The organism is Streptomyces sp. CNH287, assembly GCF_000424825.1.
Map to the genome: position 1 here is coordinate 141,189 of NZ_KE384253.1, position 13,511 is coordinate 154,699.

Sequence of the window (13,511 nt, forward strand, 5' to 3'; positions counted from 1 at the left end):
GCGGGTCCGGGTGGAGGTGACGGGAGAGGGCGGCGAGCGCCGGGTCACCTTCCTCACACTCCAGACCCTGTGATTCCCGCGACTTCCTCGAGCCCGCGCGCCCGGAGCACCCGCAAAACCCCCGCAGACCCCGTCCGGAATCCGCGCGGAATCACCGCGCAAAGCTCCCGCAACGCCCGCGGGCCGGGCTCCCCCGAGGGAGCCCGGCCCGGCGCTGGTACGTGCCTCCGCCTCACTTCTTGCGGGCAGCGGCCTTCTTGGCCGTGGTCTTGCGCGCCGACGACTTGCGGGCCGGGGCCTTCTTGGCCGCGCTCTTCTTGGCCGGGGCCTTCTTCGCGGTGGCCTTCTTGGCCGCGCTCTTCTTCGCGGTGGCCTTCTTGGCCGTGGTCTTCTTGGCCGCCGTCTTCTTCGCGGTGGCCTTCTTGGCGGCCGTCTTCTTGACGGTGGCCGTCTTCTTCGCGGCGGTCTTCTTGACCGCCGCCTGCTTGGCGGTGGCCTTCTTCGCGGTGGCCTTCTTGGCCGCCGTCTTCGCCGCGGCCTTCTTGGTGGCGGCCTTCTTCGTCGAAGAGCCACCCGAGAGGCTGCCCTTCGGCGCCTTCTTCACCGCGACGTCGTTCTTCGGGAGCTTCTTCGCCCCGCTGACCAGGTCCTTGAACCCCTGGCCGGCCCGGAAGCGCGGCACCGAGGTCTTCTTGACCCGCACCCGCTCACCGGTCTGCGGGTTACGTGCGTAGCGGGCGGGCCGGTCGACCTTCTCGAAGGAACCGAAACCTGTGACCGAGACCCGGTCACCCGCGCACACCGCGCGGACAATCGCGTCCAGTACGACATCGACCGCGTCAGCGGCCTGCTGACGTCCGCCGAGCTGGTCGGCAATTGCTTCAACGAGCTGCGCCTTGTTCACGTCTTCCCCTTCGGAGGCATTGCACGGGAACGAATGTGTCCGAGCTTTTTCGCACGGTAGGCAGATATATACCGCAAATCAAACACGAAACGGGCTAATCACCCTTGTGCCGCAACGAAATCGGCTGTCAACGAGATCCGTCGGCACGGCGGTCGCCCGGCACGGGAGGTAACCGCCCGGCGTCGAGGTCGGCCATCAGCTGGTCCAGACGCCGCTCGGCGTCCGCCAGGTCGTGTTTGGTAGCGGCCGTGATCACGAGCAGCTTCCGCGTCAGTGCCACCCGTACGCTCTCGGGGACTTGCAGCGTGCGCACGCGCGCGTGCGCCTCCTTCAGGCGGGCGGCGACGCGGTCGTACAGCTCGAGTTGACCGTCGCGTTCCATGCGCCGATTGTGCCATCTGGGGCGAGTTGTCACTTCGTGGGCACTCAACGCAACAGTGCGCCCCCCGCCCGGAGGCGGGGGGCGCAGTCGCGGCGCGGCGGGAGTCCTTCCTCGTCAGACCGCCTGGGTGCGCGGCTTGAAGGCGGGCCTGCGCGCCTCGTACGCCGCGACGTCCGCTTCGTTCTGGAGAGTGAGGCTGATGTCGTCGAGACCCTCCAGGAGCCGCCAGCGGGCGTTCTCGTCCAGAGCGAAGTCCGCGTCGACACCGGGGGCCAGGACCTTGCGCCCCACGAGGTCGACGGTCACCTCCGCGGCGGGGTCGGCGTCGGCCAACGCCCACAGGCGCTCCACCGTCGGCTGCGGGAGTACGACGGTGAGCAGGCCGTTCTTGAGCGAGTTGCCCCGGAAAATGTCGGCGAAGCGCGAGGAGATGACGGCCTTGAAGCCGTAGTTCTGGAGTGCCCAGACCGCGTGCTCGCGGGAGGAGCCGGTACCGAAGTCGGAACCGGCGACCAGTACGGTCGCGCCCTGGTGACGGGGCTGGTTGAGGACGAACTCCGGGTCCTTGCGCCACGCCTCGAACAGGCCGTCCTCGAAGCCGTCGCGGGTGACCTTCTTCAGCCAGTGCGCGGGGATGATCTGGTCGGTGTCGACGTTGCTGCGGCGCAGCGGTACGACCCGGCCGGTGTGGGTGGTGAAGGCTTCCATGGTTCTCAGACTCCGGCGGGGGTGCGGGTGCGGTCGTCGGACAGGTCGGCGGGTGAGGCCAGATGGCCCAGGACCGCGGTGGCGGCGGCGACGTGCGGGGAGACCAGATGCGTCCGGCCGCCCTTGCCCTGCCTGCCCTCGAAGTTGCGGTTGGAGGTGGAGGCCGCGCGCTCGCCGGGGGCCAGCTGGTCGGGGTTCATGCCCAGACACATCGAGCAGCCCGCGTGCCGCCATTCGGCTCCGGCAGCGGTGAACACCTTGTCCAGCCCCTCCTCGACCGCCTGGAGCGCCACCCGCACCGAACCGGGCACGACCAGCATCCGGACGCCGTCGGCCACCTGACGGCCCGCCAGCACCGACGCGGCGTTGCGCAGGTCCTCGATCCTGCCATTGGTGCAGGAGCCGACGAACACGGTGTCGACGGCGACCTCGCGCAGCGGCGTACCCGCGGTCAACCCCATGTACTCCAGCGCCCTGGAGGCGGCGAGGCGCTCGGCCTCGTCCTCGAAGCCGGCGGGGTCGGGCACGCTCGCGGACAGCGGCGCCCCCTGCCCCGGATTGGTGCCCCAGGTGACGAACGGCGCCAGCTCGGCGGCGTCGATGACCACCTCGTGGTCGAAGACCGCGTCCTCGTCGGTGCGCAGCGTGGCCCAGTACTCCATCGCCGCGTCCCAGTCCGCGCCGTGCGGGGCGTGGTCCCGGCCCTGGAGATAGGCGAAGGTGGTCGCGTCCGGGGCGATCATCCCGGCTCGGGCGCCCGCCTCGATGGACATGTTGCAGATGGTCATCCGGGCTTCCATCGACAGCTTCTCGATGGCCTCGCCGCGGTACTCCAGCACATAGCCCTGACCGCCGCCGGTGCCGATCTTGGTGATCACCGCCAGGATCAGGTCCTTGGCGCTGACGTCCTCGGGCAGCTCGCCGTTGACCGTGATCGCCATGGTCCGGAACGGGGCCAGCGGCAGGGTCTGGGTGGCCAGTACGTGCTCGACCTGGCTGGTGCCGATGCCGAACGCCAGCGCGCCGAACGCGCCGTGCGTGGAGGTGTGGCTGTCGCCGCAGACGACCGTCGTGCCCGGCTGGGTCAGCCCCAGCTGCGGCCCCACCACGTGCACCACGCCCTGCTCGACGTCACCGAGCGGGTGCAGCCGTACCCCGAAGTCCGCGCAGTTCTTACGCAGCGTCTCCAGCTGGACACGCGAGACCGGGTCCGCGATGGGCTTGTCGATGTCCAGGGTGGGGGTGTTGTGGTCCTCGGTCGCGAGCGTGAGGTCCGTACGCCGCACGCGGCGCCCACTCTTGCGGAGGCCGTCGAAAGCCTGCGGACTGGTCACCTCGTGCAGCAGGTGCAGATCGATGAAGAGCAGGTCGGGCTCGCCTTCCGCCCGCCGGACGACATGGTCGTCCCAGACCTTCTCCGCCAGTGTCCGTCCCATCGGATTCCCTCCGGCCGGCCGCATCGCCGGCCCATGCTCGAAACCTTCGCCCGCACCCGTTCCCCACGCGCCGGATGGTGGCCGTCTCCACAGACTGGCGGGTGCGGCGGAAATTTGAACTTGCGTTTCACACTCTGAGACGCAAGTATCGACGCATGGACAACACTAGCGGCGCCACGAGCGGAGTGGGCGTACTGGACAAAGCGGCTCTGGTCCTCGGTGCCCTGGAGTCCGGCCCGGCCACGCTCGCCGGCCTGGTCGGGGCGACGGGGCTCGCCCGCCCGACGGCGCACCGCCTCGCGGTGGCCCTCGAGCACCACCGGATGGTGGCCCGGGACATGCAGGGCCGGTTCATCCTCGGCCCGCGACTGGCCGAACTGGCCGCGGCGGCGGGCGAGGACAGGCTGCTCGCCTCGGCCGGACCGGTACTGACCCACCTGCGCGACATCACCGGCGAGAGCGCCCAGCTCTACCGCCGCCAGGGCGAGATGCGGATCTGCGTGGCCGCCGCGGAGCGGCTCTCCGGGCTCCGGGACACCGTGCCGGTGGGCTCCACCCTGCCCATGAAGGCAGGCTCGGCCGCCCAGATCCTGATGGCCTGGGAGGAGCCGGAGCGGCTGCACCGCGGCCTCCAGGGCGCCCGCTTCACGGCCACCGCGCTCTCCGGCGTACGGCGCCGGGGCTGGGCCCAGTCGATCGGCGAGCGGGAGCCGGGGGTCGCCTCCGTCTCCGCGCCGGTGCGCGGGCCGTCGAACCGTGTGGTGGCGGCGGTCTCCGTCTCCGGGCCGATCGAGCGGCTGACCCGGCATCCGGGGCGGATGCACGCGCAGGCGATCGTCGACGCGGCGGCGCGGCTGAGCGAGTCGCTGCGGCGTGGCGGCGGTCTCTGAGCGTGACCGGCGGGGCACCGGGAGGTGCGGCCGGACCGCCGGGCCGCCACCGAGGGCCGGGGCGCTTTGCCGCCCGGCCTCGGGCGCGGCCCCGAGGCGCGCGCAACCGCCGCCGCCCACACGGGGCTTGGCCCCGTACAGCGGCGCGCCGGACCGCCGTACGGGGCGCACCCGGGGCGAGGCGACGGAGCGCGCACACGAAAAAGCCCTCCGCCGCGGCGGAGGGCTCTCTGTGCTGCTTCTGGTGCTGCAATCCAGCTGATCGTGTACCCCCGACCGGATTCGAACCGGCGCTACCGCCTTGAGAGGGCGGCGTGCTAGGCCGCTACACAACGGGGGCCCTAGCGTGATTCCGCAGAATCAGTACCCCCGACCGGATTCGAACCGGCGCTACCGCCTTGAGAGGGCGGCGTGCTAGGCCGCTACACAACGGGGGCATCGATCTCTTTGAACATCGATCTACTCGAAAAGCAGATCGCGCTGGGCTACCAGGACTCGAACCTAGACTAACTGAACCAGAATCAGTCGTGCTGCCAATTACACCATAGCCCACCAAAACACAATCCCCATCGGGGATCTCGTCTGGGTGGCCGCCTCCCGTATGACCCGGCCCTGCGGCCCGGTCCGTTCGGCGACAGGAAGAACATTACCTGATCGTGCTGCCCGCTCCAAAACGGGTTGTTCCCAGGACACCGCGTGGCGGCCCCGCCGGGCCGTACCCGCCCGCACGGGGGTACGGCCCGGCCGCGAGCCGGTCCTCCTCAGCCCTCGGGCTGGGCGGCCAGCTTCGCCAGGGCCGCGTCCACGCGCAGCAGGGTCCGCGCGCGCCCCAGGATCTCCAGCGACTCGAAGAGCGGGAGCCCCACGGTGCGGCCGGTGACCGCGACGCGGAGCGGTGCCTGCGCCTTGCCCAGCTTCAGACCGTGCGCCTCGCCCGCGGCCAGCACCGCGTCCTTGAGCGGCTCCGCACGCCAGTGCGCGCCGTCCAGTTCCGCGAGCCGGGAGTGGATGCTGCGCAGCACGTCGGCCGCACCCGGCTTCATCGCCTTCTGCCAGGACTTCTCGTCCTCGGCGGGCTCCTCCAGGAAGAGGAAGTCGACGTTCTGCGTGATGTCGGACAGCACGGTGAGCCGCGTCTGCGCGAGCGGCGCCAGCTCCTCGAACGCGGCCTGGTCGAACGCCTCCGGCCGCCACGGCGCGTACGGCGCACGCAGCCACGGCGCGCAGGCGGCGGTGAAGTCCGCGACGGACAGCTCGCGCAGGTGCGTGGCGTTGATCGCCTCGCACTTCTTGAGGTCGAAGCGCGCCGGGTTCGCGTTCACGTCGCCGATCTCGAAGGCGGCGACCAGCTCGTCGAGCGAGAAGATGTCGCGGTCCTCGGAGAGCGACCAGCCCAGCAGGGAAAGGTAGTTGAGCAGCCCGGCGGGCAGGAACCCGCGCTCGCGGTAGAGGTTGAGCGAGGACTCCGGGTCCCGCTTGGAGAGCTTCTTGTTCCCCTCCCCCATCACGTACGGCAGATGGCCGAAGGCCGGGATCGAGCCGTTGCCGACGCCGATCTGCGCGAGCGCGCGGTAGAGCGCGATCTGGCGCGGGGTGGAGGAGAGCAGGTCCTCGCCGCGCAGCACGTGGCTGATCTCCATGAGCGCGTCGTCCACCGGGTTGACCAGCGTGTAGAGCGGGGCTCCGTTGGCGCGGACGATGCCGTAGTCGGTGACGTTCTCCGGGGCGAAGCTCAGCTCACCGCGCACCAGGTCGGTGAAGGTGATCGGCTCGTCGGGCATCCGGAAGCGGACGATGGAAGTCCGTCCCTCGGCCTCGTACGCCGCGATCTGCTCCCCGGTCAACTCCCGGCAGGTCCCGTCGTAGCCGGACGGCCGCCCCGCCTTGCGTGCGGCGTCCCGGCGCGTCTCCAGCTCCTCGGCGGTGCAGAAGCAGCGGTAGGCGTGGCCGGCGGCCTGGAGCTTGGCCGCGATCTCCTGGTAGATCTCCATCCGCTGGGACTGCCGGTAGGGGGCGTGCGGGCCGACCGCCCCGGGAGCCGCGGCGGGGTCGAACGGGGCCGGCCCCTCGTCCCAGCCCAGGCCGAGCCAGCGCAACGAGTCCAGCAGCTGCTCGTAGGACTCCTCCGAGTCGCGCGCCGCGTCGGTGTCCTCGACGCGGAAGACCAGGGTGCCGCCGTGGTGCCGGGCGAACGCCCAGTTGAACAGGGCGGTGCGGACCAGTCCCACGTGGGGGTTGCCGGTCGGGGAGGGACAGAAACGTACGCGGACGTTCGTCGCGTTAGTCACGCTTGATCACCTTGTTGGTGAGAGTGCCGATTCCTTCGATGGTGACGGCGACCTCGTCGCCGACGTTGAGCGGGCCGACCCCCGCCGGGGTGCCGGTGAGGATGACGTCTCCGGGAAGCAGCGTCATGGCCTCGGTGATGTGGACGACCAGGTCCGCCACGGAGCGCAGCATCTCGCTGGTGCGCCCCAGCTGCCGCTGTTCACCGTTGACCGTGCACTGCACGGCCAGGTCGGCCGGGTCCACCTCGGTCTCCACCCACGGACCCAGCGGGCAGGAGGTGTCGAAGCCCTTGGCCCGCGCCCACTGCGCCTCGGCCCGCTGGACGTCGCGGGCGGTGACGTCGTTGGCGCAGGTGTAGCCGAGGACCACGTCCGGCACCCGCTCGCGCGGTACGTCCTTGCACATCCGGCCGATGACGACGGCCAGCTCCGCCTCGTAGTGCAGTTCGGAGGAGAACGAGGGGTACACGATCGGGTCACCGGGACCGGCCACGGAGGTGGACGGCTTGAAGAAGGCGACCGGGGCGTCGGGGACCTCGTTGCCCAGCTCCCGGGCGTGCTCGGCGTAGTTCCGGCCGATCGCGACGACCTTGTTGGGGAGCACGGGCGGCAGCAGCCGGACCTTGTCCAGCGGGATGCGCGTGCCCGACCGTTCGAATCCGGCGAAGGGATGGCCCTTGATGATGTCGAGTTCCTGGCCCTCGACCACACCGAAGGCGACGTTCCCGTCGAGAGAGAATCTGGCGATACGCACGGGTGTCCTTCACGCTTTTCGGTTTCCGGAGAGACGGCACCCCAGCGTATGTCACCCGGCACGCGCGGCCGGGGGCCGCTCGTCCTCACGCCGCGCGGAAACGCGGCGTGACCGGCGCCGTACGCCGCGCGAAGAAGGGCTCACGTCCTCGCAACGGCCGGAGGCGGAGCGCCTCGCGCCCAGGCGAGGCGGGGGCCGCGGGCCCCGTACGGGGCGGTCTCCGGCCGCCGGACGGGGCCGCGAGCCCGACCCCCTCGCGACGGGCGCGCGCCGCGGCACACGGCCGCCTCCGGGCTCGGCCCGCGCCCCGTACGGGGCGGGCGGCGGCGCCGGGGGCCGCGGCAACGGCGGGAGGAGGGGGCGGGCAGAAGCGTGAGGTCGGACAGCGCGCCCCGGCAAGGAAGGCGGGGCGCGGTCACGTCATCTCAGGCGGGCCATCAGCGCGTGCTCGACGAGAGTGATCAGCGCGCTCTTTGCGTCGGCGCGGTGCCGGGCATCGGTCGTGATGATCGGCGCGTCCGGACCGATCTGCAACGCCTCCCGCACCTCCTCCGGCGTATACGGCTGATGCCCGTCAAACCCGTTCAACGCGATCACGAACGGCAGACCCGAATTCTCGAAATAATCCACCGCCGGAAAACAGTCCGCCAACCGACGCGTGTCCACCAGCACCACCGCACCGATCGCACCACGCACCAAGTCATCCCACATGAACCAGAAACGATCCTGACCCGGCGTACCGAACAAATACAGAATCAGATCCTGATCCAACGTGATCCGACCAAAATCCATCGCCACAGTCGTCGTCGTCTTGTCCGCCGTATGCGTCAGATCATCGATCCCCGCAGACGCCGACGTCATCACCGCCTCCGTACGCAGCGGATTGATCTCCGAGACCGCACCCACGAAGGTCGTCTTCCCCACACCGAACCCACCAGCCACCACAATCTTGGCCGAGGTAGCCGCTCGCGGCTCAGGCGCTCCGTATCCCATCTGACCCATCTGACCTGTCTGCCCTGTCTGTGGGCTAGAGCTTGCGAAGTCCACTGAGCACCCTTTCCAGCAAGGTCACAGCGGGGGCGCCGCCTGGCTCAGCGGTGCCGCCCGGCTGGTGAATGGCCACCATTCCGGCCTCGGCCAGGTCGGCGACGAGAATCCGGGCCACGCCCAGCGGGATGGCCAGCAACGCGGACACCTCCGCCACCGACTTCACCTCACGGCAGAGGTGGCATATCCGCTGGTGCTCGGGCAGCAGACCCTGGAGATGCGCCGGATCGGCCGTCGTGCTCACCAGAGCCTCGATGGCCAGCTGGTAGCGCGGCCGGGTCCGGCCGCCCGTCATGGCATACGGGCGCACCAGCGGCTGGTCGCCTTCACCCCCGTACGGTGCTTGATGGTGCGGGACACCGTACGGGCCGGGCGAGGCGGGCGGCGGGGTCATGGCTCCTCCGGGCGAGGCATGAGGTCGACGAGACGGACTGTGGTGCTCGGGTGTGGGGAGCTTCGGATCAGTTGAGGATGCTGCCTTGCAGTTCGGCGCGCACATCTGGGGTGAGTACCGTCCCGGCGCGGTCGACAAGAAGGGCCATCTCGTACCCGATGAGGCCGATGTCGGCCTCCGGGTGGGCGAGGACGGCCAGTGAGGAACCGTCCGAGATCGACATGATGAAGAGGAAACCGCGCTCCATCTCCACCACCGTCTGATTCACCGCACCGCCCTCGAAAATCCGGGACGCCCCCGCCGTCAGCGAGGTCAACCCCGACGCCACCGCCGCCAGCTGATCGGCACGGTCACGCGGGAACCCTTCGGACATGGCCAGTAGGAGGCCGTCGGCGGAGACCACCACCGTGTGGGAGACACCGGGGGTGTTGTCCACGAAGTTGGTGATCAACCAGTTCAGATTCTGCGCCGCCTGGCTCATCGGACTCAACTAACGCTCCTGCTGGTAAGTGGGGCCGATGCCGTGCCCATCCGTGGCCTGTCGGCCCTGCCGGATGCCACGACGGAGGTTGGTCAGCCGCCCGCGCACGTCGTCGGGCGCACGCGAGACCTGGGGACCGGACTGCGCGGACGACTGCTGCTGCGCGGTGCCCGCGACCAGGTTGGCCCTGGGCACCCTGCGGGGCAGTCCCGAGGTGGTGACTCCACCGGCCGCGGGCTGGCGAAGCTGCTCCGCCTGCCGCCAGCGCTCGTCGTTCGGAGGCGATCCCCAGTTGGCTCCCGCGTCGCGGGGGTTCCCGGTGCCGGCGCCGCCGCCGTTCTCCAGAGTGCCGCGGGCCGGCTCGCGCTGGGGCATCGCGGGTATGGCAGAGGCGGGACCGGGGCGCGGGGTACGCGCCTGCGGCTGCTGGACGTCGCCTTCGGGTGCCGCCTCCGCCGATGCGGGACGCGGCTGCGACGCGCCGGAGCCACGGAACCAGTTCGATTCCATCGACTCGAAAATCGGGGTGGGTGTGTCGGCTGCGGCCGGCGGCCCGGCCGGGATGCCGAACTCCGGGTCCTGCTGCCGACCAGGGGCCTGCGGCGCCGCAGGCAGCGCGAACTCGCCCGTGTGCTGCGGGCTCTGGCCGGGCGAGGAGGGCTGTGCGGGCTGCGGGTACTCCCCCGTGTCCTGGGAGCGCTCCGGGTACCCGGGCTGTGCGTACTCCCCGGTGTCCTGCGGACCCGCCGGGTAACCGGGGTGCGGGTACTCGCCCGTGTCCTGCGAAGACCGCTCCGGATATCCGGGGCGTGCGTACTCGCCGGTGTCCTGCGGGCTGCCCGCCGGGTAACCGGGGCTCGGGTACTCGCCGCTCGTCTCGGCGTCGTCGTGGCCGCGCGGGGTCTCCTCGGCGCTGGCCCAGCTGGGCCTGCCCTGATCGGTCGCGCGGTCCTGCGTACCAGGCACGCCCGGCGGGGGCGGCCCGTCGAAGTCCGGGCGGTCGAACGCGGCCGTGTCACCCGGCCCGCTGGACTGCGCGGGCGTCTGCTGCGCGGGGAACCCGGGCTGCGGGAACTCACCCGTGTCGCCGGGACCGCCGCTCCGCGGGCGCGGGGGCAGCTCGCCCGCGGAGCCGCTGCGGGTGGGCAGCGGCGGCGCCGGGGGCTGACCCGCGCCGTTCGGCGGGGGCGCCTGCGGCGGGGCGGCGGCCGGGGGGCCGCTCCTGGTGCCGAAGAAGTCGGTGGCTGTGCCGCCCGGGTCCGCTCCGGCGGAGCTGCCGCCGAGCGGACGGGTGGGCAGGCCCGCACCGCGGTTACGGCCGGTCTCCCCGCTGCCGCTGCCGGGGAGCGCGGGACGCTGGGAGCCGCCCGCGACCTGCCCGCGCGGCGGGACCGCGCCGAGCCGGCTGGTGGCACCGGCCCTGGGCTCCCGCTGGAGCGCCGCGGCGAGGCCGCCCTTGGGTGCGCCGCCGGGAAGGTTCGGTGCGCCGTTGGGCGGGACGGGGCCGGGCTTGCCCTTGGCACCGGGCCCATTGCTCTGCGCGGCGCCCTGGGCGACGTCGACGGGAAGCATGACCAGCGCGGTCGTGCCGCCGGAGTCGGACGGGCGGAGCTGGATGCGGATGCCGTGCCGCAGCGACAGGCGGCCGACCACGAAGAGGCCCATGCGGCGGGAGACGGAGACGTCCACCGTCGGCGGGTTGGCCAGCCGCTCGTTGATCGCGGAGAGGTCCTCCGGGGACAGGCCGATGCCCGTGTCGTGGATCTCGACCAGCACCCGGCCGTCGGGCAGCGCGTGACCGGTGACCTTGACCTTGGTCTGCGGGGAGGAGAACGAGGTGGCGTTCTCCAGCAGTTCGGCGAGCAGGTGCACGAGGTCGTTGACCACGCGGCCCGCGACCTCGGTGGGCGGGACGGAGCTCAGCTCGATGCGCTCGTACTGCTCCACCTCGGAGGCCGCAGCGCGGAGCACGTCGACCAGCGGGACGGGCCTGGTCCAGCGGCGGCCGGGCTCCTCGCCCGCGAGCACCAGCAGGTTCTCGCCGTTCCTGCGCATGCGGGTGGCGAGGTGGTCGAGCTTGAAGAGGGACGAGAGCTGGTCCGGGTCAGCCTCGCGCGACTCCAGCTCGGAGATGAGGGACAGCTGGCGCTGGATGAGGCCCTGGCTGCGGCGCGAGAGGTTGGTGAACATCGCGTTGACGTTGCCCCGCAGGAGCGCCTGCTCGCCCGCGAGCCGGACGGCCTCGCTGTGGACGTCGTCGAACGCCGCGGCCACGCGGCCGATCTCGTCCCGGCTGTGCACACCGACGGACTCGACCGAGGTGTCCACGTCCTGCGGCTCCGCCTCGGACATCTGCTTGACCAGCTCGGGCAGACGCCGGCGCGCGACGTCCTGGGCGGTGTCCTGGAGCCGCCGCAGCGAGCGGACCATCGAGCGGGCCACGACGAAGGCGCCCACCAGGGAGATGCCCAGGACGAGGAAGATGACGACACCGTTGACGATGGCGTCCCGCTGCGCCTCGGAGCGGAGCTTGCGGGCCTGCTGCTCCATCTCGGAGAGCAGCGTCGCCTCGATCTTGCCCATCTCGTCGATCTTGCTGCTGTCCTGGTCGTACCAGTCCATGTACGAGCGCTGCTCGCGCTTGATGCCGTTCGCCGACTTCAGCACGCGGTCGCGGTAGGTGTCGGCCGCGGTGATGTTGACGATGCCGCCCTCGAGGGGCTTGAGGAGTTCGGCGGCGCCCTTGTTCTTGATCTGGCCGAACGTCGTGAGCTTGGCGTCCTCACTGGTCATCGCGGTGCTGGCGTAGAGGCGGTCCGTCTGCGACAGCTCGGGCCCGTCCTTGCGGGCCAGGCCGGCGCTGATGATCGCCCGCTGGACGGAGGCGAACTCCTTCGCCGAGGAGAACGCGGCCAGCGCGCGGGTGCTCTGGATCATCTCGCTGTTGCTGGTGGCCTGCGCCATGTCGAGCGAGAGCGAGAGAAGGGACTCGATGAGCCTGCTGTACCGGTCGACCGTCTGGGAGGTGTACTCCTCGTTGTCGTACGCGGCCTCCCGGATCTGCTTGATGCCGTTCAGCTGGCGAGTGATGTCGACCACGGTGGTCTGGACGCCGGAGAGGACCTCGTCGTCCGAGTTGATGTCGCTGGTGTTCTCGTGGAACGCCTGACGTGCCCGGTCGGTGTCCTCACGGGCGGCGACGACCGCGTCGTCCTTGTCGTTGCCCTGGCTGATGAGCGGACCGGCCGACTTGTCGCGCTCCTCCTGGAGGGCGGCGGCCAGCTCGGTGGCGTGCTCCGTCATCTCGGTGAGGAGCTTCATCTTGTCGAGCTGCTCGGTGTTGTCCAGAGCGTCCTGGATACGCAGCCCGCCCAGCGTGGTGGCCGCCACCACGGGCAGGGCCAGCAGGGACACCAGGCGCGTGCTGATCCGCCAGTTGCGCAGCGCGAGGCGGGAGCCGGGGCCGGTGGGTGCGCTGTCCTTGGCGGACTTCGCAGCGCCCTTGCCGTCCTTCTTGCCGCCCGACTTCTTGCCGCCCGCTCTCTTGCCGCTCGCGCCGCTGTCGGAGTCCTGGGCGGCTACGGCCGGCCCGCTCCCGTGGGCGCGCTGGGGAGAGGAGCCGCGGTTGGCCGAACCGCGCAGCTCCGGGTCTCCCTCAGCGCTGCCATCCCTCTTGAAACGTCCCTGCACTAGCGTCGCAACCTCTGGACCAGGCGTCCCGCCGCTTGCGGCGGCGGCACGGTATCGAGTCATGGGGGTTCCAGGGCCCCCTGGGCGTCGTGAGTGACCGGCGCGTCCCCTCAGTGCCGCCGCGCGGCGCTTGGTCTGCGCCCCCTGCGCGCCGGCTGATTGTTCCCGCGGCGGTCCGTGGAATTCCAGCACAGTGCTGGATCTCCAACAAGGGCTGTGGATAAGCCTGTGACACACGTGACGCTACGCAGATATCGGATCACCGACGGTAGAAAACCCACACCACAAAACGGGCCTTCCGGGCGAACACCTCGCGCGATCACCGTCTCCCACTGGCAGCGAGTGAACACATAATCTTCACTTCTGCCCCTTGTTGTCCGTTCCCGAGTATGGAATTGATCGGGAGTTTTGTCTCTTTTGCTCCCACCTAAGTGAGAAAACTCACATGCCGGGAGTTGCCTAGATCACGTCGGCGGAGGGAATAGCGCACCTACCCTCAGCATTTACAGGCTGTACGGAAACGACAAGCGACTCGCT

At 70.6% G+C, this 13,511-nt stretch carries 11 protein-coding genes and 3 tRNA genes; 1 reads left to right on the top strand and 13 read right to left on the bottom strand.

Annotation, left to right across the window (positions count from 1 at the left end; translation table 11 throughout):
- Nucleotides 1-232 precede the first annotated feature (232 nt).
- The 4 genes from H299_RS0130125 to leuC form a co-directional block, all read right to left on the bottom strand.
- Nucleotides 233-904 carry an HU family DNA-binding protein gene (locus H299_RS0130125; RefSeq protein ID WP_027751473.1) on the bottom strand — a complete coding sequence of 224 codons (672 nt, stop codon included), beginning with the start codon at nucleotides 902-904 and terminating at the stop codon, nucleotides 233-235.
- Nucleotides 905-1,031: 127 nt separating this feature from the next.
- Nucleotides 1,032-1,286: an SCO5555 family protein gene (locus H299_RS0130130; protein WP_027751474.1), complete on the bottom strand. Its 255-nt coding sequence runs from the start codon at nucleotides 1,284-1,286 to the stop codon at nucleotides 1,032-1,034.
- A gap of 114 nt (nucleotides 1,287-1,400) precedes the next feature.
- Complete coding sequence (gene leuD / locus H299_RS0130135; RefSeq protein ID WP_027751475.1) at nucleotides 1,401-1,994, bottom strand: 3-isopropylmalate dehydratase small subunit; 594 nt, start codon at nucleotides 1,992-1,994, stop codon at nucleotides 1,401-1,403.
- A gap of 5 nt (nucleotides 1,995-1,999) precedes the next feature.
- A complete protein-coding gene (gene leuC / locus H299_RS0130140; protein WP_027751476.1) occupies nucleotides 2,000-3,430 on the bottom strand; it encodes a 3-isopropylmalate dehydratase large subunit in 1,431 nt (476 codons plus the stop codon).
- 155 nt (nucleotides 3,431-3,585) lie between these two features.
- Here leuC and H299_RS0130145 point away from each other — a divergent pair, with 155 nt between their 5' ends.
- On the top strand, nucleotides 3,586-4,320 hold the full coding sequence (locus H299_RS0130145; protein ID WP_027751477.1) for an IclR family transcriptional regulator: 735 nt from the start codon (nucleotides 3,586-3,588) through the stop codon (nucleotides 4,318-4,320).
- A gap of 267 nt (nucleotides 4,321-4,587) precedes the next feature.
- Here the strand turns inward: H299_RS0130145 and H299_RS0130150 are convergent.
- The 9 genes from H299_RS0130150 to H299_RS0130190 all read right to left on the bottom strand — a co-directional run bounded on the left by H299_RS0130150 (nucleotide 4,588) and on the right by H299_RS0130190 (nucleotide 12,974).
- Nucleotides 4,588-4,660, bottom strand: a tRNA-Glu gene (locus H299_RS0130150).
- Between the two features lie 24 nt (nucleotides 4,661-4,684).
- A tRNA-Glu gene (locus H299_RS0130155) sits at nucleotides 4,685-4,757 on the bottom strand.
- A 43-nt stretch (nucleotides 4,758-4,800) separates the two neighbouring features.
- A tRNA-Gln gene (locus H299_RS0130160) sits at nucleotides 4,801-4,872 on the bottom strand.
- A 209-nt stretch (nucleotides 4,873-5,081) separates the two neighbouring features.
- Nucleotides 5,082-6,608, bottom strand: a complete 1,527-nt coding sequence (gltX, locus tag H299_RS0130165; RefSeq protein WP_037761440.1) for a glutamate--tRNA ligase — start codon at nucleotides 6,606-6,608, stop codon at nucleotides 5,082-5,084.
- Complete coding sequence (locus tag H299_RS0130170; RefSeq protein WP_027751479.1) at nucleotides 6,601-7,362, bottom strand: fumarylacetoacetate hydrolase family protein; 762 nt, start codon at nucleotides 7,360-7,362, stop codon at nucleotides 6,601-6,603. The genes gltX and H299_RS0130170 overlap by 8 nt, the downstream gene beginning before the upstream one ends.
- 420 nt (nucleotides 7,363-7,782) lie before the next feature.
- Nucleotides 7,783-8,409, bottom strand: a complete 627-nt coding sequence (locus H299_RS0130175; protein WP_486587490.1) for a GTP-binding protein — start codon at nucleotides 8,407-8,409, stop codon at nucleotides 7,783-7,785.
- Nucleotides 8,390-8,803: a DUF742 domain-containing protein gene (locus tag H299_RS0130180; RefSeq protein ID WP_027751481.1), complete on the bottom strand. Its 414-nt coding sequence runs from the start codon at nucleotides 8,801-8,803 to the stop codon at nucleotides 8,390-8,392. Before H299_RS0130180 ends, H299_RS0130175 begins: the two co-directional genes overlap by 20 nt.
- Nucleotides 8,804-8,870: 67 nt before the next feature.
- The gene (locus tag H299_RS0130185) at nucleotides 8,871-9,284 is read right to left on the bottom strand and encodes a roadblock/LC7 domain-containing protein (protein WP_037761444.1); all 414 of its coding nucleotides are present in this window, start codon (nucleotides 9,282-9,284) and stop codon (nucleotides 8,871-8,873) included.
- 9 nt (nucleotides 9,285-9,293) lie between these two features.
- Nucleotides 9,294-12,974 (bottom strand): nitrate- and nitrite sensing domain-containing protein, encoded by a 3,681-nt coding sequence (locus H299_RS0130190; RefSeq protein WP_027751483.1) that lies wholly within the window; start codon nucleotides 12,972-12,974, stop codon nucleotides 9,294-9,296.
- Nucleotides 12,975-13,511: the final 537 nt, after the last annotated feature.

Bases quoted from the DNA above. Each gene is read 5' to 3' on its own strand.
- H299_RS0130185 (WP_037761444.1), bottom strand. From the start codon at position 9,284: ATGAGCCAGGCGGCGCAGAATCTGAACTGGTTGATCACCAACTTCGTG.
- leuD (WP_027751475.1), bottom strand. From the start codon at position 1,994: ATGGAAGCCTTCACCACCCACACCGGCCGGGTCGTACCGCTGCGCCGC.
- H299_RS0130130 (WP_027751474.1), bottom strand. From the start codon at position 1,286: ATGGAACGCGACGGTCAACTCGAGCTGTACGACCGCGTCGCCGCCCGC.
- H299_RS0130145 (WP_027751477.1), top strand. From the start codon at position 3,586: ATGGACAACACTAGCGGCGCCACGAGCGGAGTGGGCGTACTGGACAAA.
- H299_RS0130180 (WP_027751481.1), bottom strand. From the start codon at position 8,803: ATGACCCCGCCGCCCGCCTCGCCCGGCCCGTACGGTGTCCCGCACCAT.
- leuC (WP_027751476.1), bottom strand. From the start codon at position 3,430: ATGGGACGGACACTGGCGGAGAAGGTCTGGGACGACCATGTCGTCCGG.